Raw genomic sequence first — 25,300 nt, 5'->3', positions numbered from 1 at the left:
TCCAATGCGCCGGTGTGACGGTCTACAGTCCGGCGCCATCCCATCGAGGTCTCCACCGGTATCCGCATGTCGCCAGGCCAAGTCGTCCGCCGAGCATCCGTCGCGCTCACCCTGCTGCTCGGCGCCGCGCTCATCCCCGCGACGGCGCAGCAGCCGCCGACGAAGCCGGCCGCGCCGCCCGCCGCCAAGCCCCAGCCCGCGCCCGCGACTCCACCGGCCGCCGCGCCCGCGGCACAGCCGCCCGCCTCGCCGACGGCGCAGCAAGCCGGACCGCTCGCGCCGCCGAAATCCTTCATCACCCAGATCCTGGTGCCGGGCTCGCACTTCCACGGCGTGCACGGCCTGGCCTTCGACAAGGACGACCAGCTCTTCGTCGGCAGCGTCGTCGGCCAGTCGATCTATCGCGTCAATGTCGACAGCGGCGAGGTCGACGTCGTGGTCGATCCGGACAAGGGCGGCATGGCCGACGACATCGCCTTCGCGCCGGACGGCACGATGGCATGGACCGGCTTCCTCACCGGCAACATCTATATCCGCAAGGGCAACGAGGCGCCCAAGCTGATCGCCACCGGCCTGCCGGGCATCAATTCGCTCGCCTTCAAGATCGAGAAGGACAAGGAGCCACGGCTGTTCGCCACCCAGGTCTTCCTCGGTGACGCGCTGTGGGAGATCGACATCAAGACCGACAAGCCGATCAACTACGCCGACCCCGCCAGCAAGAAGCAGCCGCTGCTGAAGGACATGGGCGGGCTCAACGGCTTCGAGTTCGGCCCCGACGGCCAGCTCTACGGCCCGCTGTGGTTCCGCGGACAGGTCGTGAGGATCGACGTCGACAAGGGTGGCGCGATGACGATGGTGGCCGACGGCTTCAAGGTGCCGGCGGCAGTGAACTTCGACAAGAAGGGCAATCTCTATGTCGTCGACACGGCGCTGGGCCAGCTTGTCCGCGTGACGCCAGCCACTCGCGAGAAGACGCTGATCGCCACGCTCAAGCCCGGCCTCGACAATCTGGCGATCGACGGGCGCGACCGCGTCTTCGTCACCAGCATGGTCGACAACGGCGTCTACCAGATCGACACGCGCACCGGCGCGGCGCGCACCATCGTCGAGGGCAGGCTGGCGACCCCCTCCGACATCGCCGTGATCAGCGAGGGCGAGCGCGAGACGCTGCATGTCGCCGATGTCTTCTCCTATCGCACCGTTGACGGCACCACGGGCGCGGTCGACACGGTGCTGCGCATGCAGGGCGACACGCTGGAGTATCCGTTCGGCATCTCGGCCAACGCCCGCCACGTGCTGCTGACCAGCTGGTTCTCCGGCAGTGTGCAGCGTGTCGACCGCAGGACCGGCAAGAGCCTCGACATGCTGCACGGCTTCAAGGCGCCGGTCGACGCCATCGAGACCGCCAAGGGCGAGCTGCTGGTGCTCGAGCTGGGCAGCGGCAGCCTGCTGCGCGTCACCGGCGCCGACAGCAAGGACCAGGTCGCCATCGCCAAGGAGCTGGCGGCGCCGACGGCGATGGTCGAAGGGCCGGGCGACGTCGTCTACGTCACCGAGACCGCCGGCGGCCGCGTGGTGCAGATCGACGTCGCCTCGGGCGCGCGCAAGACCGTGAGCGAAGGCCTCGTGGCGCCCGAGGGCATCGACCTCGGGCCCGACGGCCGGCTCTACGTCGCCGAGGTCGGCCATCGCCGCGTGGTCGCCATCGATCCCGCGAACGGCGAGCGCACCATCGTCGCCACCAACCTCGACATCGGCCTGCCGACCTACAAGGACGGCCCGCCGGCCTTCGTCACCACCGGTGTGGCGGTCGGCAGGTCGGGCACGGTCTATGTCAGCTCCGATATCCGCAACGCGATCTACAAGCTGATCCCGGTGCGCTAAGACCACGCAATGTCATTCCGGGCGTAGCGAGGAATCTCCAGGTTCCTCGCTACGCCCGGAATGACAGGCGCCCAGAGGAGCCCCGTATGGCCATCCCATTCATCAAGGAGTTCGACCCCACCTACGGCGCGCCGCAGCGCGTGACGCCGCTGATCCGACGCGTGGTGGCGAAGAACCCCAGCGCCTTCACCTTCATGGGCACCGGCACCTACGTGATCGGCAACGGCAAGGTGGCGATCGTCGACCCCGGCCCCGACATGGCCGACCACGTCGACGCCGTGCTCAACGCCGTGCGCGGCGAGACGGTGACACATATCCTCGTCACCCATACCCACACCGACCACTCGCCCGCCTCGCGCGCCATGGCCAAGGCGACCGGCGCGCCGATCTACGCTTTCGGCGGCCATCCCAAGCCGCCGCCCGGTGTCACCACCGAGCAGGGCGGCGACCACGACTTCACGCCCGACGTCACCCTGCGCGACGGCGAGGTCGTGTCCGGCGCCGGCTGGACCGCCGAGGCCGTGCACACGCCGGGCCACATCTCGAACCATCTCTGCTTCGCCGTGCGCGAGAACAACGCGCTGCTGACCGGCGATCACGTGATGGGCTGGTCGACGGCGGTAATCTCGCCACCCGACGGCAACATGCGCGACTACTTCGCGGCGCTGCGCAAGGTGATGGCACGCGACGAGGCCGTGTTCATCCCGACGCACGGCGCGGAGATCAGGAACCCCAGGCCCTTCGTGCAGGCCTATATCGATCACCGCCTGGAGCGCGAGCAGCAGATCCTCGGCTGCCTGCGCGACGGGCTGGAGAGCATCCCCGACATGGTGGCCAAGGTCTATGCCGCCGTGCCGAAGCACCTGCACCCCGCCGCCGGCCGCTCGATGCTGGCGCATCTCGTCCAGTTCGTCGCCGAGGGCCGCGTGCTGGCCGACGGCCCGCCGACGATCGGCGCGCGCTACAAGCTGCCATAGCTCCTGCCCAGGGCCACGTGCGGCCAATCAAACGTAACGGTCATCCCGAGCGCAGTGAGGGATCCAGGCAGCTTCCCTGGATCCCTTGCACGCTCGGGATGACAGGAGCGTTCAGCCGTACAGGCGCGAGAAGGCCTCCATGAAGCCGCGCTCGAACTCGGCCTGGGCGTGGCGGGCGCGGATGAAGGCGATGCCGGCTTCGCTCAGCCGCGCACGCAGCGCCGCATCGCCGATCAACGCGATCAGCCTGTCGGCGAATTCGCGGTCGTCGAAGCCGCTCAGCAGCCCGGTCTCGTTGTCGAGCACATAGTCCTGCGGCCCGCCGCAGCGCGTCGAGACGACCACCGCGCCGCTGGCCATCGCCTCGGTGCCGACGATTGACAGGCCTTCCTGGTGCGAGGCCAGCGCGAAGATGTCGAGCGAACGGTACCAGTCCGGCAACTGCGCGAAAGCGACCGGCGGCTCGACCACCAGCTTGTCGGCGATCGCGGCGGCGTCGAACTGTCGGATGAAGTCGTCGCGCGGGACATCGCCCCTGATGTGCAGCTCGATGTCGGGATGCGCCGCGGCGGCGCGCGCGAAGGCCTTGACCAGCAGCGGCATGTTCTTGCGCGGATCGGAGATGCGGCCGTTGAAGCCGATGCGCAGCTTGCGCCCGGCGATCGCCGGGCGGCCATCGGGCGAGTAGCGCCCGGTATCGACCGGGATCGCCAGGACACCGAAGAGACGTGCCCTTGGCGTGACGCGCTTCAGGCCCTCATCCGTGTACTTGCTGATCGACAGCGTGTCGGCGCGCTCCAGCGTCTTCACCTCCTGCCGCGCGCTGACCCAGCTGTTGAGCAGCGCGTCGTGCAGGCGCCGCCACGCCGGCCAGTGCCGGATGCGATCGACGCGGTCGGGCTCGTAGGGTGAGGCGATCCATTGCAGCGACGCCAGGTCGAGCGCCGTCGGCCCCCAGCCGGTGAGGTTGTTGCCCGAGGACACGACATGCGCGCGATGGCCCTCGAGCAGCGCGCGCCACGGCTTCCAGGGCTGATGATGCGCCCATTCGAGCTCGGGCAGCCAGGTGCCCACCGCCACGCGCCGGCACGGCCAGTCCGGAACCTCGCGAATCGAGGGACGGCGCGTCAGCGCTTGCCACATCGGCACCGAAAGATCGGGCTCCTCGCTGTAATAGGCCCGCCAGGCCACGGTGACCGTGTGGCCGTGCTTCGCCAGCACGTCGTGCACCATGCGCGCCCGGGCACGCTCCCCGCCAAGGCCGGGCGGCAGGGTCAGCAGCAGGACGGAGTTCGCGGACGGCGCCATGCCGCTCAGCGGTTCTCGTGCACCGTGCAGTTCGACGACGAGCGCAGGGACGCGATCAGCTGGAGGCGGAGCAGGCGCATGACCATATTATAGCACATCTCATTCCCTCTCCCCGCTTGCGGGGAGAGGGTTAGGGTGAGGAGCTGTTCCAGGTTGCGTACGACGGCGGTGCGTCACCTGCCTCAACCCCTCACCCCGACCCTCTCCCCGTAAACGGGGAGAGGGTGAAGACCTACTCCTCCAGCAGCATGTGCTTGCGGTGGATGGTCTTGAACAGCTTGATGCGCCGCTCCGCGCCGACCGCCGGCGGCTCCTTCACCAGCAGGGCGACCTCGCCCAGCATCAGGCCGGTGATGGTCGGCAGCGGCAGCTGGCGTGCCTCGTCCAGCCGGACCCAGCGGATGTCGTGGATCTCGGTGCTGTCCTTCATCGTGCCCTGCACCGCCTCGGCGTCCATCATGAAGAAGCGGGCATTGAAGCGGCGCGGCCGGCCAGGCGGCGTCACGGCGCGGGCGATATAGTCGAGATGGTGCAGCGCCGGCGCCAGGCCCTGGTCGAGGAAGCCGGCCCAATGCCTGGGCACCTCGCCCACCTTGCCGTCGAACTTCTCGCCGATGATCAGGCCGGTCTCCTCGAAGGTCTCGCGGATGGCGGCGATGGCCAGTGCGCGGGCGCGCTGCGCCGTGGCCGCCCGGCGCAGCCGCTCGTCGATCTCGGGCCTGAGCGACGTCGCCACCGGCACCCTGGCGTCGTCCGGGTCCACCCGGCCGCCGGGGAAGACGTAACGGTTGGGCATGAAGACGTGGCCGGAGCCGCGACAGCCCATCAGCACCTCGGGCATGCCGTCCGGATTCCTGGGCTTGCGCACCATGATCAGGGTGGCCGCGTCGCGCGGCTTCATCGCCGGGATCCTGCTGCCCTCGTAGGTGGCGTCGACCGGCCGCTCCTTGCCCACCTCCGGCCTAGGCACCACCCCGCTCAATACCTGCTCGGCGGTCGCCGTGCGGGCGCCCTTGCTGTCGGTCTCGCTCATCGTCTCGTCATCGTTTCGGTTGCGGCCGCCACCATAGTGGAGCGCTTCCCGGCCCGATAGGCCGGGCCGGACAAGGCCGGGTAGCGGGCGGCGCAGGCCTTGGGCGCACCGGGTCGTGAGCGACCGTGCCTTGGCGACGATCACGGGCAGGCGTAGCCTTGGCCCATGAGCGAGGCAGACGCACTGTTCGGCATCCTGCGGCAGGCCGCCGACCAGCAGGCGGTCGCCGCGATCGAGCGCCTGGTGCGCGAGGCGCCGGACCGGGCGCTGTGCCGCGTCAACGCCCTGGCTTTCGCCCAGCAGAACGCATTGGACGAGGAACGGGTCATCGCCGCCTTCCTGCACGCCGCGCGTGCCGGGATCTTCGAGCTGTCGTGGAACGTGCTGTGCCCGGGCTGCGGCGGCGTGCTGGGCGCCAACACCTCGCTCAAGACGGTGAAGCCGGAAGCCTACAATTGCGCGCTCTGCGCCGAAGGCTACGAGCCGACGCTCGACGAGATGGTCGAGGTCACCTTCACGGTCAGCCCGCGCGTCCGGCGCATCGCCGCGCACGATGCGGAGAACCTGTCGTTCCACGACTACAACACGCAGCTTTTCTTCAGCTCTGGCCTCGAGCCGCCCGAGGAGTCGATCTGGGAGAAGATCACGCTGGAGACCATCGAGCTGCCACCCGGCGAGAAGGCGCTGGTCTCCGTGCAGCTGCCGCCGCTCTTCATCATCGTCTTCGAGCCGGTCTCGCACGCCGCGCATTTCATCGACGTCAAGGGCGAGCCGACGACGGAGCGGCGCACCCTGTCGATCGTCTACAACAACGTCAGCGCACCCACCGGCACCACCGAGATGCGCCCAGGGCCCGTTCGCATCTCCTTCGACAATCGCACCAACCGGCGCGCGCTGCCCGGCATCTGGATCGCCGATCACGACCTGCACCACATGATGCAGCAGCGGCGGCCCTTCGTGACCGCCAAGCGCCTGCTGACCAACCAGACCTTCCGCGACATCTATCGCACCGACACGCTCGACGTCGACCAGCGGCTGAAGATCACCAGCCTCACCTTCCTGTTCACCGACCTGAAGGGCTCGACCGAGCTCTACGAGCGCGTCGGCGACCTGGTGGCCTTCGACCTGGTGCGCAGCCACTTCAACCTGCTGCACGAGATCGTCGCCTCCGAGGCCGGCGCCGTGGTCAAGACCATCGGCGACGCCGTCATGGCCACGTTTCCGACGCCCGACCGCGCCATGGCCGCGGCCTTGCGCATGCGCGACGCCATGCGCGATCTCAACCAGCAGCGCGGCAGCGAGGACATGCTGCTGAAGATCGGCATCCACGAGGGCCCCTGCCTGGCCGTGACGCTCAACGAGCGGCAGGATTATTTCGGCCAGACCGTGAACATCGCCGCGCGCGTGCAGGGCCTGGCCGATTCGCGGGCGATCTTCACCACCACGCCCGTGGTCGAGCACCCCGAGACGGCGGCGATCCTCGCCGCCAAGGGCCACAAGCCGGTGTCGCAACAGCGCTCCTTGCGCGGCATCGCCCACGACGTGGCGGTCTTCGAGATTCCATAGTCCCGACTCCGTCATCCCGAGCGCGGCGACGGATGGCAGTAGAGCGAACGCCGCTCCCGGCTCTTGCTCGCGTCCCCGGGGCCGTTAGGCTGCGGGCCGCGGACTGACGATCGGGAGCGGAAAGATGCCGGTGCTCAAGCGCGACGATGCCGAGATCTATTACGAGGTCCACGGCAAGGGCTTCCCGCTGCTGCTGTTCGCTCCGGGCGGCCTGCGCTCGCAGCTCGTCAACTGGCGCCAGAGCCTGGCCGATCCGAGCAAACCGGCCGCTTGGATGGACCCGATGACGGCGCTGACCGACACGTTCACCGTCATCGGCATGGACCAGCGCAACGCCGGCGCCTCGCGCGGCAAGGTGCGCGCGAGCGATGGCTGGCACACCTATGCCGGCGACCACCTGGCGCTGATGGACCATCTCGGCTTCAGGCGCTTCCATGTCATGGGCGGCTGCATCGGCGGCACCTTCTGCCTGACGCTTTGCAGGATCGCGCCCGATCGGATCGCCTCGGCGGTGCTGCAGAACCCGATCGGCCTGCACGAGAACCACGACACCTGGGAGGCCGCGGTCAGTGGCTTCCAGGAAAAGATGCTGGCCGAGGATCCAACACTGACGCCCGAGATCATCCGGAGCTTCGGGCGCAACATGTTCGGCGGCGAGTTCGTGTTCTCGGTCGATCGCGACTTCGTGCGTCAGTGCAGGACGCCGCTCTACCTGCAGCCCGGCACCGACAAGCCGCACCCGGCTCAGACCAGCGCCGAGATCGCCGCCCTGGCGCCCGACATCGAGGTGCAGACCGACTGGCGCGCGCCCGATCACCTGCAGGAATCGATCCGCCGCGTGAAGGCGTTTCTCGTGCGGCACACACCGGCCGCGGTGCAGGCCGCCTAGAAAGTCACCCTGTCATTCCGAGCGCAGCGAGGAATCCAGCGGACATGCCTGGATTCCTCGCTGCGCTCGGAATGACAGCGGAGGCTAACCGGCCCGGCGGCCGAGCGCGCGCATCTCGGCCAGCATGCGCGGCGCACGCTTGGCGTCGATCATGCCGAACAGCGTGTCGCGGATCGGCGCAATGCCGACGAAGCCCAGAATGTTGCGCCGCAGGGCCTTCAAGCCATGCGCGCCGTACCACAGGCGATACATCAGCCCGGGCATGCCCATGGTGATGACGATGCGCGCCGAGCGACCCTTCAGCTTCTCGACGGGAAAGCCGCGCGGGCGGTAGTCGTAGGCGAAGCCCGGCCGCAGGCACTGCTCGAAGAAGCCCTTGAGCAGCGCGGGCATGGCGCCCAGCCACAGCGGGAAGATCACCACCAGATGCTCGGCCCACATCACCGAGTCCTGTGCCGCCCTGATGTCCGGCGGCGGCTCGCCCTTCTCGAACTCCGCCATATTGCGCAGCAACGGGAAGTCGAGCCGCGAGACCTCGATGTTGCGGATCTCGTGGCCGCCTTCGGCCGCGCCGTCGGCATAGGCCTGCGCGAGCGCCTGGCAGAAATGCTTGCCCGCGGGATCGGGATGGCCTTGCACGAGCAGGATGCGCGACATCGCCATCCCATACGACGGCGATGCCCGACCCGCGTTGCGCCAGATCAAATTCGCATCGGCCGCTACTTCTTTTTCGCCTCGTGCTTCATCTCGGCGAAGACCTCCTTGGCCGTCAGCAGCGCCTCGCGCACCGAGGGCAGGCCGATATAACCGCACAAATGCATCAGCGCCTCGGAGAGCTCGTTCTCGGTCCAGCCGGTGTTGCGCGCGAAGCGCAGGTGGATGGCGAGCTCGGGCCAGCGCGCCTGGGCGGTGTCGGAGATCACGCAGATCAGCGCCTTGGTCTTGAGGTCCAGCCCCGGCCGCGCCCACAGCATGCCGAACACCGCCTCGCGCGCGTAGTCGCCGAACTTCTTCATCATCGGATCGTCGTAGACGGTGCTCGCCATCTTGGCGGCGTAGGCCTTGCCCATCAGCTTGCTGCGGATCTCGGTGCCCTTCTTGTAGTTCTTGCTCGCGGCCATCTGCGCTCCTCCTCTTCGTGGATGGCCGCAGCCTAGCGCATGACACTCCCCCCGCAAGCGCGCTGGCATCGCGGCTGATGCTCCACTAACGTCGCGTCCACACAGGATAGCACCGATCGGCGGAGCGTGGCATGGACAGCATCAGCGACATCGAACTCGCCTTCACCAAGTTCGGCGTCGGCCAGCCGGTGCCGCGCACGGAGGATCCGAAGCTGCTGCGCGGCGAGGGAAGCTACACCGACGACATCAACCTGCCCAACCAGGCCTGGGCGGTGATGGTGCGCAGCCCCATCGCGCACGGCACCCTCAAGGGCATCGATACAACGGCGGCGCGCGCCATGCCGGGCGTGCTGGCGGTGCTGACCCACGCCGATCTCGACGCCGCCGGCTTCGGCCCGTTGAAATGTGCGCTGAACATTCCCGATCGCGACGGCAAGCCGATGAAGACGCCGCCGCGTCCCTCCCTGGCCAAAGGCAAGGTGCGTTTCGTCGGCGAGGCCGCGGCCTGCGTCGTCGCCCAGACGCGCGAGCAGGCGAAGGACGCGGCCGAAGCCGTCGAGCTCGACATCGAGGAGCTGCCCGCCGTCACCAACCCGGCCGACGCGCTGAAGCCGGGCGCGCCGCAGCTGCACGACGACGCACCCGGCAACCTCGTGCTCGACTTCCATCACGGCGACAGCGCGGCGGTGAACAAGGCGTTCGCCGAGGCGGCGCATGTGACGCGCCTGGAGATCGTCTCCAACCGCGTCGTGGTGAACGCCATGGAGCCGCGCTCGGCGATCGGCGAGTACGATCCCAAGACCGAGCGCTGGACCTTGCGCGTCGGCTGCCAGGGTGTGATGGGCATGCGCGCCGGCCTGGCGCGCGACGTGCTGGGCGTGCCGCCCGACAAGGTGCGCGTGCTGACCGGCAATGTCGGGGGATCCTTCGGCATGAAGGCACAGCCCTATCCCGAGTACGGCCCGCTGCTGCTGGCCAGCAGGCTTCTGGGACGGCCCGTGAAGTGGACCGACGATCGCTCCGAGAGTTTTCTGAGCGACCATCACGGCCGCGATCACCAGCGCGTCGCCGAGCTGGCGCTCGACAAGGACGGCAATTTTCTCGCCGTGCGCCTGAGCGGCACCGGCAACGCCGGCGCCTACATCAACCCGCCGCTGCAGCCGACGACCAACGCGGTGAAGAACCTGATCGACGTCTATCGCACGCCGGCGATGGAGGTGAACACCAAGGTGGTGTTCACCAACACCACGCCGATCGGTGCCTATCGCGGCGCCGGCCGGCCCGAGGCCAACTACTTCATGGAGCGGCTGATCACAACGGCGGCGCGCGAGATGGGCATCGACCAGGTCGAACTGCGCCGACGCAACCACATCCGCAACGACGAGTTCCCGTGGAAGGCGCCGTCGGACATGCGCTACGACAGCGGCGACTTCACCACCATCCTCGACAAGGCGCTCAAGGCCTCCGATTGGGACGGCTTCGAGGCGCGCAAGGCCGAGAGTGCGAAGCGCAACAAGCTGCGCGGGCGCGGCATCGGCTCATACCTCGAGGTCACCGGCCCGCCGGCCAAGGAGTATGGCGGCATCCGTTTCGAGGCCGACGGCACGGTGACCATGCTGAGCGGCACGCTCGACTACGGTCAGGGCCACGCCACGCCGTTCGCGCAGGTGCTGGTCGACAAGCTTGGTATCCCCTTCGAGCGCTTCCGCCTGCTGCAGGGCGATTCCGATCAGCTCAAGGTCGGCGGCGGCACCGGCGGCTCGAAATCGGCGCTCGTCGCCAGCCAGGCCTTCATCGAGGCCGGCGACCTGCTGATTGAGAAGGGCAAGCTGATCGCCGCGCACGTGCTGGAGGCCTCGGCGGCCGACATCGAGTTCGCGCACGGCCGCTTCACCATCGCCGGCACCGACCGCAGCATCTCGATCATCGAGCTGGCCGACAAGCTCCGCGCGGGCCTCACCCTGCCGCCGGACGTGCCGAGCTCGCTGGACATCAGCCACGTCTCGGACAACCCGCCCTTCTCGTTCCCCAATGGCTGCCACATCGCCGAGGTCGAGATCGACCGCGACACCGGGCAGATCGAGGTGGTGCGCTACTTCATGGTCAACGACTTCGGCACGGTGATCAATCCGATGCTGGTGGCGGGCCAGGCGCATGGCGGCGTGATCCAGGGCATCGGCCAGGCGCTGATGGAGCGCACGGTCTACGACCAGCAGGGCCAGCCGCTCGCCGGCTCCTACATGGACTACGCCATGCCGCGCGCCAGCGACGCGCCGGATTTCTCGATCGAGAATCATTCCGTGCCGTGCAAGACCAACCGGCTGGGCGTGAAGGGCTGCGGCGAGGCCGGCTGCGCCGGCGCCCTGCCCTCGGTGATGAACGCCGTCGTCGACGCGCTGTCGGGCCACGGTGTGACGCATATCGACATGCCGGTGACGCCGGAGAAGGTGTGGCGGATCCTGCACCGCGGCTAGGCGGCGTCTAGAGCATGATGCGGGCGAGCCGAATCGCTGCTGTCATCCCGAGCGCAGCGAGGGATCCAGGGGACAGCCGAGATCCCTCGCTGCGCTCGGGATGACAAGGAGCACAGCCTGTCCGCATCATGCTTTAGCGCGCGCCTGGTCGGCGAAGGCCAAGATTCTCCCGCAGCGTATTTCCTTCGTAGTCCGTCCGGAACAGGCCGCGCTCCTGCAGGATCGGCACCACGCCCCGGGCAAAGGCGTCGAACTGGCCGGGGAAGAAGGGCGGCATGACGTTGAAGCCGTCGGCCACACCCGCCTCGAACCACTTCTGAAGCGTGTCGGCGATCTCGGCCGGCGTGCCGACCAACAGCAGATGACCGCGCGCCGCCGCGACGCGATGGAAGAGTTGGCGCAGGGTGAGATTGTCGCGCCGCGCCATCTGGATGAGCAGCGCCGCCCGGCTCTTGAGATGCTCGGTCTCCGGCACGTCGGGCACCGGCCCGTCCATCGGATATTTCGATATGTCGGTGCCCAGCCGCTCGGACAGCACGGTCAGGGCCGAGGCCATGTCGATGTTGCGGTTGAGCTCGGCGAAGATCTCCTTCGCCTCCGCCGTCGTGCGACCAACCACCGGCATCACGCCCGGCATGACGAGCACGTCGTTCTGCGTCCGGCCGTAGCGCGCGACCTGGGCGCGCAGCCCGTCGTAGAACGCGCGTGCCTCATCGAGATCGTTCTGCGCGGTGAACACCACGTCGGCGATGCGCGCCGCCAGCGCCTGCCCCGGACCGGACGAGCCGGCCTGGATCAGCACCGGATGTCCCTGTGGCGGCCGAGGCACGTTGAGGCCGCCCTGCACGGAGAAGTATTTGCCCGAGAAGTTCGGGATGCGCAGGCTGCCCGGCCGCACGAATTGCGCGTTGGCCTTGTCCCCGATGAAGGCACCGTCGTCCCAGCTGTCCCACAACAGCCGGCAGGCCTCGACGAACTCCGCGGCCATGGCGTAGCGCTCGGCATGCGGCGGATGCTGGCGGCCGAACACGGCGGAGGACTTGGCGTAAGCCGTCGTCACCACGTTCCACGCCGCACGGCCGCCCGACAGATGATCGAGCGAGGCGAAGCCGCGGGCGAGGTGATAGGGATCGGCGTAGGTGGTCGAGCCGGTGGCGGCGAGCCCGAGATGCCGCGTGCCCATGGCCAGCGCCGACAACAGCGTCAGCGGCTCGAACTTGCCGATGGTCGAGGGGTGCTCGTCGTAGCCGGTGGCGAACCCGTCGCCCAGGAAGAACATGTCGAACTTCGCCGCCTCGGCGGTGGCCGCGATGTGCTGCATCAGCTTGAGGTTCGGCCAGCCGGTGGTCTCGGCCTCGGGGTGCCGCCAGCCGGCAACGTGATGGCCCGGCGTCTGCACGAACAACCCGAGCCGCATCCGGCGCGTGGGACTCATGCCTCAATGCCGGATGAAACGATGATACCGAGGCGCAGTCGGCTACGTGTTGTCCAAATTGTCATGGCCAGTATTGGGGAGGAATGAGTGGAGCGCGGTTGCGTTCACTGACCCCCTATACCCTGGAAAAGGATTCATGAACGAACCATCTAGGGTGCGCATAGTACGCGAGGAACGCGACAATCAGGATCAAGGAACAAGCGACTATGTGGCGACTGGACCGCCACGCGTGCTAAGAAGCCCCTAAGTCCCCGTAGCTCAGCCGGATAGAGCAGCGGTTTCCTAAACCGGAGGTCGGAGGTTCGAATCCTCTCGGGGACGCCAAGCCTTCTGCTCACCGCTGCTCGGACCTGCTCAAAAGCGCTTATGCCGCAACGACTTAATCGATTCCGGCTGCTCAGCGTGAGGAGGTACGGCGCACGGTTCCGCAGAACCTTGGTGGTACGATTGGGGGCACAGTTCTTTCACATGAAAGGGACGTGCCCCCATGCTTTCTCAATACGTTCTCACGAACGCGAAGCCCAAGGCCAAGCCATACAAGCTCGCCGATGGCGGCGGCCTGTATGCGCTCATCAACCCCAACGGCTCCAAACTCTGGCGGCTCAAATACCGCTTCAACGGCAAGGAGAAGACGCTGGCATTTGGCGCCTTCCCGGAGCTGTCGATTGCCGACGCGCGCGAGAAGCGCACCGAAGCGCGCAAGCTCCTGGCGGCCGGCACAGACCCGTCCGCTCAGAAGAAACTCGACAAGATCGCGGCGGCTGTCGCGAGCGAGAACACCTTCGGCGCGATCGCCAAGGAGTGGCTCGCGAAGGCCGAGGAGAACGGCGCAGCCGGCCCGACCATGGAGAAGAACCGCTGGCTCCTGCTCGATCTGGCGGTCCTTCTCCACGACCGGCCTGTCACCGAGGCGAAGCCCGCCGAGATCCTTTCGATCATCCAGAAGGTGGAGAAAAGCGGCCGGAAGGAGACTGCACGGCGGCTCCGGGGAATGATCGGCACCGTCTTCCGGCACGCCATCGTCACCCTCCGGGCCGAGATCGACCCTACCCAGCCCCTCCGAGGGGCGCTGGCGCCGCGGCAGACGAAGCACTGGGCGGCGATCACGGACGACGCCGAGTTAGGCGCCCTGTGCGCCTCCATCGACGACTATGACGGCTGGCCGACGATCAAGGCTGCCCTGCAGCTCATCGCCCTCACCATGACCCGGCCAGGGGAAATCCGGGGGATGCGACGGTCGGAGGTGAACTTCCCGAAGGCCGTGTGGCGCATCCCGGCCGAGCGGACGAAGATGCGGCGGGAGCACGACGTGCCCCTCTCCCGCCAGGCCATCGCCGTCCTGCAAGGCATCTGGGATTTCTCCAGCACCGACCTGGTTTTGCCGTCGATCCGGTCAAACCAGAAGCCGCTATCCGAGAACGCGATGAACGCGGCCATCCGGCGCCTTGGCTACACCAAGGACGAGATGACCTCGCACGGCTTCCGATCCTCGGCGAGCAGCATCCTGAATGACCGGGGCTTCAACCCGGACGTGATCGAGGCGGCGCTGGGCCACCAGGACCAGAACGAAATCCGCCGCACGTACAATCGGGGCCGGTACTGGCCGCAGCGGGTGGCGCTGATGCAGGCGTGGGCTGACCTCCTGGACGAGTTCAGGGATCAGTTGCGAACCACTCGCAAGGTGGCATGAGTAGGTCCGAGTAATCGGGGGGATTGCGGAGAAATCCGAATCCCCTCAATCTTTTCGTGCTCATTGAGCTTGTCCCTCAACGAGTCGCTGGCGACTCCTTCTCAAGAAGGATCACGGCGATGAGGCTTGTACCAAAGAAGGAAGCGTGTTGGCTGCTGGGTATCAGTCGCGCCACTATCGATAGGAGGGTCGGCACCCCTGGCTTCCCGCAACGCGTGAAGCAGGGCATCCGGGTCTACTATCGAAGCGACGAGATCGACACCTACATCCGCTCGCTCTCTGTCTCTGCGTAAGGCGTCACAAACGACTTCCTGAAAAGGGCGGAGGCGCTCGCTTTGCAAGGCGGCGCCTCTTGCCCTCAAGAAAAATGGGGGAGGCTATGACCAGTCCGGCCAACCAACTGCGCGTCGCATGGGAGGCTTTGAAAACCGCGCGTGAGTTTCACGCGGCCTACCAGAGAGAGCGTATCGTCGTCACCCCGGATGATTACGTGACGACTCAGCTTTCCCTTGCCGCGAACACCGCCAACGAAGCGCGGCAGTCAGACGCCACAGCAAGCATCATCGCCCCCGACGGCACTACCGTCACCGCTGACTACCTCTTTGCTGAAATCCTCGAAGCCGAAGCTGAGGTACACACCTACAACTACATTTTCCGCCAGGAGTACGGGAAGGAGTCACGAGGTTACGCCGAGGCAAACCTTGAAACAGTGCTCAAGCTGATGCGCTACCGCCCAAATGATGTTCATGTCTACCAACGGCTTGTGATGGCCTACGACTACCTGGGAGACAAGAAGGCGTACGCGAAAACCCTCACCGACGCGCTCGAACTCTTCCCTGACGATCTCTTGCTCAATCAGTGGCTCGCTGAATCCAAGATGCCCAAGCCGCGCAAGAAATTTCTCGGTATCTTCTAATGCCGCCACGTGACTTCATCCCGTACGGCCCTGCCTTTGATCCGCGTGCTCGCCGCGCCAACCTTGTGCGCTTGTGGGAAAACTACCCGCTCCGCACGATGGAGCAGATCGACAATTTCCATTTCTCGGTAATCAAATCGGCCGTGGAGCATCTCGGAGCGCATGGCCTGAATGTGGACGTGGTGGATGCGCTCGACGAGTGCCTCCGAGAGCTTGGCGGGGAAAACCTCATCCACCTCCCGATATTCCCCGAGCACTATGTGGACGACCCTGAGATCAATATGCACCAAGAGCTTTCTCAAGCTCGCATCGATGCTTTCATCCGCTTCTCGGTTAAGACCGTCCTCGATTTCTTCCAGTCTCTTCGTGCCGCCAACCTTCCCGAGTCCGGCGTCGGCACCATCCCGCTCATCGAAGCTCTACCAACGGGCAGAGCGCTCGCGCAGATTTCCTACAGTGAGACCTTCACGACGCTCGTGAATGACAACATCGAGACACCCCTTTTCCCGTACACCTACAAAAACCTTGAACGCAATCTCAAAACCGCCAACGGACTTCACGCAGACGACAGCGTGAGAGACATCCGCCGCCTCAAGCAGCCATTCGACTCGCGGCTATTCGGCATGGAGCTAGTCAAACACTATCTCGGGGGCACGCCCTGGGCTTCGTTCTACCAAACCCAAGTGCCTTTCGAGATCCCCGTACACCGCCGCTTAGAGCACACCGCAATCGTCGCAGGCTCGGGAGCCGGCAAGACGCAGCTCCTTGAAGCGATGATCTTGAATGATCTCAAGCGCGACGACCCGCCCGGCATGATCATCCTCGATTCGACGGGACAGATGACCGGCCGCCTCCAGAAGCTCGCGCTCTTCAATGAGCGGCTACGTGATCGCATTGTCATCATCGACCCCGCGCACGCACCGTCGCTCAACATGTTCGACGTGTTCACGCCGCGCTTTGAACGCTACACGGCCGATGAGCGTGAGAACCTTCAAAGCGAGATCGTGTCTCTCTTCCGCTACGTCTTCGCTTCCAGCGAGTACGACCTGACCGCGCAGATGGGCACGGCCTTTGCCTATGCGGTACGAGTGATACTCTCTATCCCCGGTTCGACGGTAAACGACCTCCGCCGCTTGCTCGAAGAGAACCCGCGAGGCGGGTACAAAGACTCGACTTTCAAGCCAGCTATCGAGGCGATGGGCGAGGACACCATCGACTTCTTCGCACACCACTTCTTCGCTCAGAACCTTGTCGGTACGCGCCTCTCCATCGCCCGGCGTATTCACAACGTCGTGGGCGTGCCTGCCTTTCGCCGGATGTTCACCGCGAGCAGCAACGCCCTTGACCTGTTTGAGGACATGCAGCGCGGCGCAATCGTGTTGGTAAACACGAACGAGCACTTGCTCCAGGACAGCTACGTGCTCTTCGGCCGCTACATCATCGCCCGCGCTCTCGCCGCGGCGTTCGAGCGCTCCACCATCTCCCCGAATCTGCGCCGCGAGTCGTACCTGATTGTGGACGAGGCGGCTCCCTACTTCGACCAGACTTTTGAATCGCTCCTCACCCGCGTTCGCCAATTTCGTTTGGGCGTGGTGATCGCCTTCCAGCACCTTGAGCAAGCGCCGGAGAAGCTCAAGTCAGCTATCGCGTCGAGCACGTCGGTGAAGTTTGCCGCGCGTCTCGGCTTCGCAGATCGGCGCTGGCTCGGTCGAGAGATGGAAACGACACCAGAGTTCATCCAGGCGCAGACCCAAGCACCGGGCGATCGTCCGGCGTGGGGGCAGTTTGCGGCTTTCGTGCGCAACCACACGCCTACCGCGATCAGCCTCACGATCCCCTTTGGCGCGCTCGGTCGAGAGCCGCAGATGTCTTTCGAGGAACATCAGCAGCTCTTGCAGCGCAACCATGCGCGCGTCACGCACACGGTAGCGCCCGCCATACCTGCGCCCGTTGCGCCAGCGAAGGAGCCGGAGCCGGCAGCGCCCGTTCCCGACATTTCCCCCGAACGTGAGAGCGCTCCGCCTCCCCAAGCCGGCGCACCGCCAGAGGCCACGGAGCCTGCACCTCCGCCCGTTGCCCCGAAGCCGGCGGCTACTCCCCAGCCAGAGGATGGCGAGCTACCAAAGGAATGGGGGTGATATGATTGGACGGTATTGCCGCAGCGCTACTCATGAGGAGGTGTAGCCCTTGCGGCGCGATTAGCCATTAGCACTCTGCGAGCATGGATGCTCCCACCAAGAAAAACTCCCGCTGGTCGCGCACCCCAAAGCGCAATGCCCATAAGCTCAGAGAGACGCCGCGGCTTCTCGAGATTTTGAAGCTCCTCCATCGGCGCCGCTACGCCCCCTCAAATGACATCCATGCGTGGGTGGGCGGGCATAAGGACAGCGTGCGCAAGCTGCTCGACGACATGTGGGATGAGCCGAACTGCCTGATCAACCGGCCGATGCAGCAGCGCCAAAACGCCGACGCCAACTACACCCACATGATCTATGAGCTCGACCGCGCCGGCGCCGATCTTCTCCGCGTCAAAGGCCTGCCGAAGTACGAGAAGACCCACCATGCCAATTTCGAGCACGAGGTGCTGGTCAACCGCATCATGCACTCGATCGAACTGGGCGTGCGGGAGCGCCCAGATGTGAAGCTGATCACCTGGCCCGAGATCATGGCGTCCGGTCCGTTTCCCCAGAGCACGCTTGAGAGCCCGGTGCCGATGCAGCTCCCGTACAGGCTCACCGTACGCGACGGGAAGGATCTGAAAACACAGGACCTCATGCTCTCCGCGGATGGCGAGCCGTTCGGATTGAAGACCCCCGAAGGGTATTTCTTCGCGCCCGGGTACGAGGCTGACTGCGCGACCGAGCCGCTCAATCCCGAGGACTATAGGCGCTCCTCGATCCGCAAGAAGATCATGGGCTATCGCTACGTGATCGAGAACAGCGTGTATCAGGCGCGGTGGGGTCTTCCCACGCTCTATGTGCCGTTCTTCTTCCCGACGATCTCACGCATGGAATCAGCGATGCGGTTGCTGACCGAGGAGACGAAAGACAAGCCTGCACTCCGCCGCTTCTTTCTGTTCAAAGTCTTCCCCACGCTGACGACGTACGGCGGCCAGGCACCAGCTACCGGGCACGTATTCACCGAGCCATTTCAGCGTGCCGGAATGGCGCCGTTTTATCTAGGTGGAGCAAAGGAGGCAGCGAATGGACATCGAGAAACTGAAAGCGCTCATCGCCAAGCGGGAGGAGATTGACGACGAGATTCGTGAGGTAGTGGGCGGCGGCAAGAAGGAGAGCAAGCCGCGTGTGTGTAGTCGCTGCGGCAGCGCGGATCATGCGACGCGCTCTTGCCCGACAAAACCCCAAGAGTGAAAACGCGAGGGCGGTCAAGCGACCGCCCTTTACTCTACGCCACTACGCCTACTGCGAAGCGATGAACTCCTCGGCCCTCTCCAGGCACTTGATGGCGTTGCAGATGTCGCCGTGCCCGAGCTGGTCGGTGTCCTTCCACTCGTCGCCGTCGCGGTACGCCTTGGTCAGCACCGTGTTGTAGTGGCGATCATTGAGCCACACGGTTGCCGTCACGTAGCCGACGCGGAACTTCGCGGCGGGCTGGTTGGATTTCGCCATTCATATCCTCCTCCCGCAGCGTTGATCGAGTGCGGGTGGGGGAGGACTCGAACCTCCACTTCGCGGGTTCATGGGCGCCTTACCGCGTGTGCTTCCAATCGCACTCCCCCATCCACACTCGATGCCTACGCACAGGATACCATGCAGCACGCGGTACAATGAGGGGCAGGCACTTTCACACGGAGGCCTGCCATGGCTATCGACTTCGCGGCCGTGAAGGCCGGTGTCTCGTTCGAGGAGGCGATCAGCTTCCTCAAGCTCATCATGAAGCGCGAAGGGGAGCAGTACAGATCCCCATGCCCGGTGTGTCGCAAAGGCGGAGACAGGGCGCTCGTCGTCACACCATCGAAGGGCTTCTACTGCCACGCAGCTCGCAAGGGCGGCGACGTAATCAGCTTCGTCGCGCATGTCCAAGAGTGCGGCCAGCGCCAGGCGGCAGAGCAGCTCTCGGAACACTTCCTAGAAGGAAGGGTCTCTACCGCGGCGCGGAAGGGCTCTTCCCGTATCACGTCCGAGTCCGACGCGCCACCAACCGACGGTTTGCAGCCGCTCGACCATCTGACGACCGCGCATCCCGTGATCGAGGCGTTGCAGCTCTCGGAGACGGCGTGCCAGGCGATCGGCATGGGCGTGGCGGTGAAGGGCATGATGCGGGGCCGGCTCGCGATCCCCCTGCGGCTCCCGGACGGCACGCTCTGCGGCTACCTCGGTATCGCGACCGACGCTGACATGGCCCCGCTGCTCAAGTTTCCGCCGAATCTGGACGAGCGCATCTCGCCCAAGAAGGCCGACGATGCGGTGCGCCAGTTTCTCCGGCTGGCCGTCAACAACGGCTGACGCAGCCTGAGCAGCTAGCGCCGGTGCGTTTGAATTGGCACAGCGCTAAATCCAACGCGCTTGAATTAAGAGACCGAGCCACGCAGCTCGCGATCCTCGACCACCGTGGATAGCTACTTCGCGCCACCCGCGATGCCACAGCCCTGTAAGGCTGAGTGTGGGGTGAACTCGCCGCCTTCATGGCGGCGATTCTTTTGGAGGCGAGGAGGCGTGAGGAAGTAACAGCCTCGACCATTTTGTTGACGCCAGCAAAATGGTCGCCATGTCGCAGAGCAAGCTCCACTGGTTCAACGGCACCACCGTCTACTTCGACGTGTCCCTGGAGCCACTGGAGCCGAGCGTGCGCGGCCGTGCGCTCTACTTTCTCGCCCGCCGCATCACGCCGGGGCAGACCTACGGCACCTTCACCTTTGCGGGCTACCAATTCGTTTTTCAAGAGAAGCCCGCCGGCGCCCTCACCCTCTACATCGTCCGCGACATTCTCATGGAGGACTCATGAGCTACGAACCGAGCGTCATCATCTCCGAGGACGACGACAGCGTGCTGGGCTTCTGCGCGTGCTGCGGCAGCGGCTTTCAGTGCGGCCTCGCATCCGTTGGTCTGCAAGCGCCCGGCCTCTTCGGGAGCTGGCCCGACACCGTCATCATCGAGTGCCCCACCTGTGATCGCGAGTGGGAGTACGTCCTTGAGACCGGCGAGCGCGACGGCATCGGCGACGGCCTCGATCACAACCGTGACTAATCCCCATCAACAGGTGCGCCGCAGAAGGGTAGCCGTGCTCGCATGGGACAATGTGAAAGGACAATTCCGTCCTTTCACATGGAGACTTGCGATGCGTATCAAGAAGCGCATCACGCGCTGCGCATACTGCCGTCACGAAGTTCATGGTACGGGGATGCCGCACAACGGCATCCTCTACTGCAGCAAGCCGTGTCGCGAGCTGGGCATTGATCGCCTCGCGAAGGCGGACGCGATCGTGAATCCGATCACGGTGCGCTCGCCCTGGTACATCGTGCTCGCGGCCATCGCCACGCTGCTCACGATGGCGGTCAGCGACCGCGTGCTCGCCCAGGAAGACATCTACGAGAAGTGGCGGCAGCCCGGCAAGCCCAACTCGTCTTGCTGCAACGGCCACAAGATGGTGGACGGCGTGTGGACGGGCGACTGCGCCACGACCCGCGCCAAGTTCGAGCGGGGGAGCTGGTGGGCCTTCGTCGCCAAGCAGCGTATGTGGGTGCAGATTCCCGACGAGAAGATCGTCACCTACAAGACCGACGACATCGAAGCCCATCTCTGCTTCAGCGAGCAGTACGGGCACGTCTACTGCTTCCGTCCGCCCAAGCTGGGGATGTAGCGATGCTTCGCCTCATGCTCATCCACGGGCGGCACGATCCCAACGAGGAGATGTCCGACTGGGGCTTCAACGGGCCGGACATCGAAGGCGTCGAGGCTCTGCACGTCACGTACCAGTCCACATTCGTCCTGCACTTCGTGGACAAGAGCGCGGCCCAGAAGGCCCACGCACAAACGGGCTGGCCGCACTTCGACGACGACGCGCTCGAGCTTCAGTTCCACGACGACATGCTCATGACGCTTCCGGTCGCTTGCGACGGCGAGATGGCCTTCTACGGCGATTGGGAGTTGCAGGTCTGCAAGGAGGCGGCACATGGCTAAAACGATCATGCTCGATGGCAAGGTGTGGAGGTGGAGCGAGGTGCTCCGGCTCCGGCGCGAGCAGCGGAAGGCCGAACGGCAGCCGCACCCGACACTCTTCGAGCTCAAGCACGACGTGCGACCGCCGATGCAAGCCAATGCAGATCAGCGGTACGAAGAGCCGCCGCTGTTCAAGCTCTAGGACTCGCCCCGCTTCGTGCGGGGCTTCCCTTTGGCATGGTAGAATGAAGGCTTACTAGCTGACGCGCTGTGTTCTGCCCGTTCGTCGTCAGCGGCGGGCGGAGTACAGCGAATATGTATGGATCAAGAGGAGTGGAGGTGGGTTGAGGGGTGCGAGGGTCGATATGAGGTAAGCAATCAGGGTCGCGTCCGTTCGCATTGCGGGCCGACAACGGTAGTGATGAAAACGACGCTCACGAATGTGGGCTACTACCAAGTCTGCATCGTTGATCTCTCGCGAAAGAGGAAGCACCGCAACCTCACGGTACATCGTCTTGTCGCCAATGCGTTCATCCCGAATCCCGCTGGCAAGCCGTATGTCAACCACCGAGACAATGACAAGCACAACAATCGTGTCGAGAATCTTGAATGGGTGACGCAAGCCGAGAATCTACAGCATGCTCGTGCGCAGGGACGAATGCGACTCCCTCCGCGTTTCCTTGGTGAGAAGCATTGGAATGCTGCACTCGATGAACAACAGGTGCATCGCATTCGAGAGCGCTACCAGTACGGTTTGGCGCAAACTCTGGCCGTAGAGTACGGTGTTTCTCGCACGACCATCATGCGGGTTGTTCACCGCCGCAACTGGGCACATATCTAGCATGGTACGATTTATTGCGGACACTAGCAGAGGAGTCCGCAATGGCCTTGATCCTTCACAGGGGTGCCGAGCTGGTGCCCTACGAGCATCTGTGTTCTGTCCCCGTCCCCGAAGCGACCGCGTCGCACATCCCGCTCCCACACCATCACCTGGTGGACATGGTTCGGTATGCCCTCGGGTACTTCAAGCACGAGATCATCGAGGAGGCGCACGCCACGACGCCGGACGGGCTGGAGTACTTCGGTCTGATGAAGCTGCGCTCGCCCCACGGCGATTACGTCGATACGTGCGGCCTGCGCAACTCGAACTCGAAGCGCTTCCCCATCGGCATCGCCTTCGGCGCGGCCGTCATGGTGTGCGACAATCTCAGCTTCCACGGCACGCACGTCGTGCGTCGGAAGCATACGGCTGGATCGAAGCGCGATCTGCCAGGCCTGGTCGCTGGCATCGTGGAGCCGCTCGCCGCGCAACGTGAAGCCCAACGCATCAAGATCGATCGCTACCGGGCAACGGATGTGACCGACGAGAAGGCCGATCACATCATGATGAGCCTCTATCGCCAGGGCGTGTACGGCGTGCAGAAGATCGCCGACATCGCGCGCGAATGGGACACGCCGAGCCACGATTGGGGATCGAAGACCGCTTGGCGCATGTTCAACTGCGTCACCTTCGGCCTGACGGGTCGGGTCGCCGAACAACCCCAGCTCACCCGCACCCTGCATGACGTGCTCGACGCGGAGTGCGCGGCATGATCGGCAACGCCAAGCGCGTCTACGCGCTCGCGGGCTTCACCGTTGAGGTGCGCCCGCGCGGGTACTTCTACCGAAGGACCTACACCCCGGACGACGAATGGCGCGGCCCCTACAGCAGCGCCACATCCGTCGCCCTCATGATCGCCCGGCAGCTCGGCAGGGAGATCACCAAGCGGGACGAGCCTCACCAGCTCCCGCAGTAACGCGCCCAGGCCAGAGGGCGAAGGACACTCCTCGCTATCCACACTGACGGCTCGCCGCGCGCGGGCCGTTTCTTTTGATACAATGAGGGCTGTCGAATCATTCCGCCCGGTCGCATTTTTTACGTCATGCGCACGCGACGCTCATAGACCGGGGACGTTCTGCACCGCCTGGCAACGAATCGACCCCGTTGTCCTGGGCGGAATGCTCCGACGACAGCCACTAAAACGCCGCGCACCACTCAAAGCCAAGAGCCAGTCTGAAACCGCGCTCGTCAAAGAGAGCATCCAGGCCCTACTCCGCGCCATCGTCATACAGAGGGATGGTGGCTGTATCCTGCGCCACATCCCCGACTACCTTCATGGGCAGCCACCTTGCAACGGCCATACCAAAGCGGGCGAGCTGATCCTCCAGGCCGACCACCTCATCACAAGAGCCAACGGCGCCACCTTTGCCGATCACCGCTTGGTGGTCTGTGTCTGCAAAGGCCATCACGGCTGGAAGTCAGTCGGCAGCAACATGCGCAAGGCGCAGTACGACGCCATCGTGAAGCAACTCATCGAGCCGGAGCGTGTCGCCTTATGGGAGGCAGCGGAGCGCGATAGCTGGAAGCCCACGCGCTATACCAAGAGCGACTGGCTTAAAGAGGAAGCCTATTTACGTATTAAACTCGCAACGATGCAGCAGCCTCCATACCCTCGCCTTGCGCGGGCTGGGGGTGACGAGACAAGTGGTTACAAGGAAGGAATGTCCTCAGACTTTTGCTAAAAGCTTTTGGCTTCACGAGTCAGCGTTTCCAATCCTTCTTTAGTCGCCTTACAAAATAGTTCGCGAGGGGCTAGCACCAAACCGGAGCCGAGCCCGAACTTCGTCAAAGCCCACGCGATACACCTGCGGGTCCCATCTTTTGAAAAACCTTCGAGCGTGTAGAATTCTGCTAACGCGTCTGAATATTTTTGGGCAAGAGCAATAACCGCTTCCTGAGACTGGATTGCTGGAATTACGCGCCCCGTCAAACCTTGGTCTGTCCATTCAATCACGAACTCGGCAGTTTGACACCGAGCTCTAATCTTGGAACTCACTGCCCGCTGGCAGTTTGCTTCCATAGGAGCCGAGGCCCTCATGGTTGCGAGTATCTGAGCCTCTGATTGGGCGTTGGCCGGAAGGCTCGCGCCAACAATGGCTGCACCCGCGAGCATCGCGGCGGCGCTCTTCAAAAGGCAGTTCAGCACAATCGCCCCCTGTATTGCGGAATCGTGCCTCGGTTGATCGGGCGGCGCAAGCCAAGCTGAAAGTTACCACAAACGCCATACAGCAAGCACGGCCATGATGACCGCCAAGCTCAGCACAGCCGGCACCCCAAAGGCACCAGCTTTGAACTTGCCCCATTGGATGATGAGGGCGTGTGGCGGAGAAGGATCAGAAGAAGACATAGGCACACCTCGGGAATCATCATTCGATGATCGTTTCCTCCCGGATGGCGTTATGCCTTGAGGGTTATAGGGCCACAGCGTTTTGCGCGTGTAAAGGAGAAAAAGGCACACGTTCTTGCGTTGTTTAATGCTGCATTTCCAGCACTCGCAACATCGTTGCGCGCACTGAGAGCCCTACCTTGCTGTGGTAGTATGAAGCCGTATGGCCACTGGCCGCCCCACCAAGTTCACGCAGAAGCTAGCCGAGACAATCTGTAAGCGTATCGCCCAAGGCGAGAGCCTCCGCACCATCGTCAAGGACGATGACATGCCGTGCGCGGCCACTGTGTTCACTTGGCTGCTCGATCCTGCGAAGAAGGACTTTCTAGAGCAGTACGAAACGGCCCGGAACGTCCAGGCGGAACTCATGTTCGAGGAGTTGCTTGAGATCGCGGATAACGGCGAGCACGACGAGCTTGAGCGAACCACGAGCGACGGCGACACCTACACCGTACCCAACACCGAGTACATGCAGCGCTCTCGCCTCCGCGTCGATACGCGCAAGTGGTATCTGTCCAAAGTGCTGCCGAAGAAGTTTGGCGACAAGATCGCTCACGTCGGCCCGAACGACGGACCTATCCAGGTGGAGGGAGTGGAGATCGTGGTCCGCCGCAAAAAGTAG

Annotated in this window: 27 protein-coding genes and 1 tRNA gene; 22 read left to right on the top strand and 6 right to left on the bottom strand. The window is 64.7% G+C overall.

Going from position 1 to position 25,300, the window contains the following annotated elements; translation table 11 throughout:
- Positions 1-66 precede the first annotated feature (66 nt).
- Together KF889_01770 and KF889_01765 are read left to right on the top strand one after the other, a co-directional pair.
- The gene (locus KF889_01770; protein ID MBX3498143.1) at positions 67-1,884 is read left to right on the top strand and encodes a hypothetical protein; all 1,818 of its coding nucleotides are present in this window, start codon (positions 67-69) and stop codon (positions 1,882-1,884) included.
- A gap of 86 nt (positions 1,885-1,970) precedes the next feature.
- Entirely contained in the window at positions 1,971-2,861 is an 891-nt protein-coding gene (locus KF889_01765) for an MBL fold metallo-hydrolase (GenBank protein ID MBX3498142.1), read from the top strand.
- Positions 2,862-2,972: 111 nt separating this feature from the next.
- Here KF889_01765 and KF889_01760 read toward each other — a convergent pair whose 3' ends face one another.
- On the bottom strand, positions 2,973-4,169 hold the full coding sequence (locus KF889_01760; GenBank protein ID MBX3498141.1) for a glycosyltransferase family 4 protein: 1,197 nt from the start codon (positions 4,167-4,169) through the stop codon (positions 2,973-2,975).
- Positions 4,170-4,401: 232 nt separating this feature from the next.
- The gene (locus tag KF889_01755) at positions 4,402-5,202 is read right to left on the bottom strand and encodes an NUDIX domain-containing protein (protein MBX3498140.1); all 801 of its coding nucleotides are present in this window, start codon (positions 5,200-5,202) and stop codon (positions 4,402-4,404) included.
- A gap of 165 nt (positions 5,203-5,367) precedes the next feature.
- On the opposite strand from KF889_01755, the gene KF889_01750 reads away from it, so the two are divergent.
- Positions 5,368-6,768 (top strand): adenylate/guanylate cyclase domain-containing protein, encoded by a 1,401-nt coding sequence (locus KF889_01750; protein MBX3498139.1) that lies wholly within the window; start codon positions 5,368-5,370, stop codon positions 6,766-6,768.
- A 124-nt stretch (positions 6,769-6,892) separates the two neighbouring features.
- Complete coding sequence (locus KF889_01745) at positions 6,893-7,657, top strand: alpha/beta fold hydrolase (GenBank protein MBX3498138.1); 765 nt, start codon at positions 6,893-6,895, stop codon at positions 7,655-7,657.
- 84 nt (positions 7,658-7,741) lie between these two features.
- Here the strand turns inward: KF889_01745 and KF889_01740 are convergent, their stop codons facing one another.
- Complete coding sequence (locus KF889_01740; GenBank protein ID MBX3498137.1) at positions 7,742-8,314, bottom strand: NAD(P)H-dependent oxidoreductase; 573 nt, start codon at positions 8,312-8,314, stop codon at positions 7,742-7,744.
- A 62-nt stretch (positions 8,315-8,376) separates the two neighbouring features.
- Entirely contained in the window at positions 8,377-8,778 is a 402-nt protein-coding gene (locus KF889_01735; GenBank protein MBX3498136.1) for a carboxymuconolactone decarboxylase family protein, read from the bottom strand.
- 131 nt (positions 8,779-8,909) lie between these two features.
- Between KF889_01735 and KF889_01730 the strand changes: the two genes are divergently transcribed.
- Complete coding sequence (locus KF889_01730) at positions 8,910-11,252, top strand: xanthine dehydrogenase family protein molybdopterin-binding subunit (protein MBX3498135.1); 2,343 nt, start codon at positions 8,910-8,912, stop codon at positions 11,250-11,252.
- A gap of 133 nt (positions 11,253-11,385) precedes the next feature.
- Here KF889_01730 and KF889_01725 read toward each other — a convergent pair whose 3' ends face one another.
- Positions 11,386-12,687 (bottom strand): LLM class flavin-dependent oxidoreductase, encoded by a 1,302-nt coding sequence (locus KF889_01725; GenBank protein MBX3498134.1) that lies wholly within the window; start codon positions 12,685-12,687, stop codon positions 11,386-11,388.
- Positions 12,688-12,934: 247 nt separating this feature from the next.
- Between KF889_01725 and KF889_01720 the strand changes: the two genes are divergently transcribed.
- The 6 genes from KF889_01720 to KF889_01695 all read left to right on the top strand — a co-directional run bounded on the left by KF889_01720 (position 12,935) and on the right by KF889_01695 (position 18,546).
- A tRNA-Arg gene (locus KF889_01720) sits at positions 12,935-13,011 on the top strand.
- Positions 13,012-13,174: 163 nt separating this feature from the next.
- The gene (locus KF889_01715; GenBank protein ID MBX3498133.1) at positions 13,175-14,377 is read left to right on the top strand and encodes a tyrosine-type recombinase/integrase; all 1,203 of its coding nucleotides are present in this window, start codon (positions 13,175-13,177) and stop codon (positions 14,375-14,377) included.
- Positions 14,378-14,496: 119 nt separating this feature from the next.
- Positions 14,497-14,670 carry an AlpA family phage regulatory protein gene (locus tag KF889_01710; protein ID MBX3498132.1) on the top strand — a complete coding sequence of 58 codons (174 nt, stop codon included), beginning with the start codon at positions 14,497-14,499 and terminating at the stop codon, positions 14,668-14,670.
- 86 nt (positions 14,671-14,756) lie between these two features.
- Positions 14,757-15,293: a hypothetical protein gene (locus KF889_01705; GenBank protein ID MBX3498131.1), complete on the top strand. Its 537-nt coding sequence runs from the start codon at positions 14,757-14,759 to the stop codon at positions 15,291-15,293.
- Positions 15,293-17,431 carry a type IV secretion system DNA-binding domain-containing protein gene (locus KF889_01700; protein ID MBX3498130.1) on the top strand — a complete coding sequence of 713 codons (2,139 nt, stop codon included), beginning with the start codon at positions 15,293-15,295 and terminating at the stop codon, positions 17,429-17,431. Before KF889_01705 ends, KF889_01700 begins: the two co-directional genes overlap by 1 nt.
- A gap of 83 nt (positions 17,432-17,514) precedes the next feature.
- Positions 17,515-18,546: a replication-relaxation family protein gene (locus tag KF889_01695; protein ID MBX3498129.1), complete on the top strand. Its 1,032-nt coding sequence runs from the start codon at positions 17,515-17,517 to the stop codon at positions 18,544-18,546.
- A gap of 166 nt (positions 18,547-18,712) precedes the next feature.
- On the opposite strand, the gene KF889_01690 is transcribed toward KF889_01695, so the two are convergent.
- Positions 18,713-18,922, bottom strand: a complete 210-nt coding sequence (locus KF889_01690; protein ID MBX3498128.1) for a hypothetical protein — start codon at positions 18,920-18,922, stop codon at positions 18,713-18,715.
- 192 nt (positions 18,923-19,114) lie between these two features.
- Between KF889_01690 and KF889_01685 the strand changes: the two genes are divergently transcribed.
- From KF889_01685 to KF889_01635, 11 genes are all read left to right on the top strand, one after another.
- The gene (locus KF889_01685) at positions 19,115-19,759 is read left to right on the top strand and encodes a hypothetical protein (protein MBX3498127.1); all 645 of its coding nucleotides are present in this window, start codon (positions 19,115-19,117) and stop codon (positions 19,757-19,759) included.
- A 262-nt stretch (positions 19,760-20,021) separates the two neighbouring features.
- Positions 20,022-20,258 carry a hypothetical protein gene (locus KF889_01680; protein MBX3498126.1) on the top strand — a complete coding sequence of 79 codons (237 nt, stop codon included), beginning with the start codon at positions 20,022-20,024 and terminating at the stop codon, positions 20,256-20,258.
- Entirely contained in the window at positions 20,255-20,500 is a 246-nt protein-coding gene (locus tag KF889_01675) for a hypothetical protein (protein ID MBX3498125.1), read from the top strand. Before KF889_01680 ends, KF889_01675 begins: the two co-directional genes overlap by 4 nt.
- Positions 20,501-20,591: 91 nt before the next feature.
- Positions 20,592-21,113: a hypothetical protein gene (locus tag KF889_01670; protein MBX3498124.1), complete on the top strand. Its 522-nt coding sequence runs from the start codon at positions 20,592-20,594 to the stop codon at positions 21,111-21,113.
- Positions 21,114-21,115: 2 nt separating this feature from the next.
- Positions 21,116-21,433 carry a hypothetical protein gene (locus tag KF889_01665; protein ID MBX3498123.1) on the top strand — a complete coding sequence of 106 codons (318 nt, stop codon included), beginning with the start codon at positions 21,116-21,118 and terminating at the stop codon, positions 21,431-21,433.
- Positions 21,426-21,614 (top strand): hypothetical protein, encoded by a 189-nt coding sequence (locus KF889_01660; GenBank protein ID MBX3498122.1) that lies wholly within the window; start codon positions 21,426-21,428, stop codon positions 21,612-21,614. The genes KF889_01665 and KF889_01660 overlap by 8 nt, the downstream gene beginning before the upstream one ends.
- A 117-nt stretch (positions 21,615-21,731) precedes the next feature.
- Entirely contained in the window at positions 21,732-22,253 is a 522-nt protein-coding gene (locus tag KF889_01655) for an HNH endonuclease (GenBank protein MBX3498121.1), read from the top strand.
- A 41-nt stretch (positions 22,254-22,294) separates the two neighbouring features.
- Entirely contained in the window at positions 22,295-23,005 is a 711-nt protein-coding gene (locus KF889_01650) for a DUF932 domain-containing protein (GenBank protein MBX3498120.1), read from the top strand.
- On the top strand, positions 23,002-23,208 hold the full coding sequence (locus KF889_01645) for a hypothetical protein (GenBank protein ID MBX3498119.1): 207 nt from the start codon (positions 23,002-23,004) through the stop codon (positions 23,206-23,208). The genes KF889_01650 and KF889_01645 overlap by 4 nt, the downstream gene beginning before the upstream one ends.
- A 202-nt stretch (positions 23,209-23,410) precedes the next feature.
- Positions 23,411-23,974 carry a hypothetical protein gene (locus tag KF889_01640; GenBank protein ID MBX3498118.1) on the top strand — a complete coding sequence of 188 codons (564 nt, stop codon included), beginning with the start codon at positions 23,411-23,413 and terminating at the stop codon, positions 23,972-23,974.
- Positions 23,975-24,841: 867 nt separating this feature from the next.
- Positions 24,842-25,300 (top strand): terminase small subunit protein, encoded by a 459-nt coding sequence (locus KF889_01635; GenBank protein ID MBX3498117.1) that lies wholly within the window; start codon positions 24,842-24,844, stop codon positions 25,298-25,300.

This window comes from Alphaproteobacteria bacterium, assembly GCA_019635875.1.
Lineage (GTDB): Bacteria > Pseudomonadota > Alphaproteobacteria > Reyranellales > Reyranellaceae > JAFAZJ01.
Note: the sequence above shows the minus strand (reverse complement) of the source record. Positions and strands in the feature narration are given on the sequence as shown.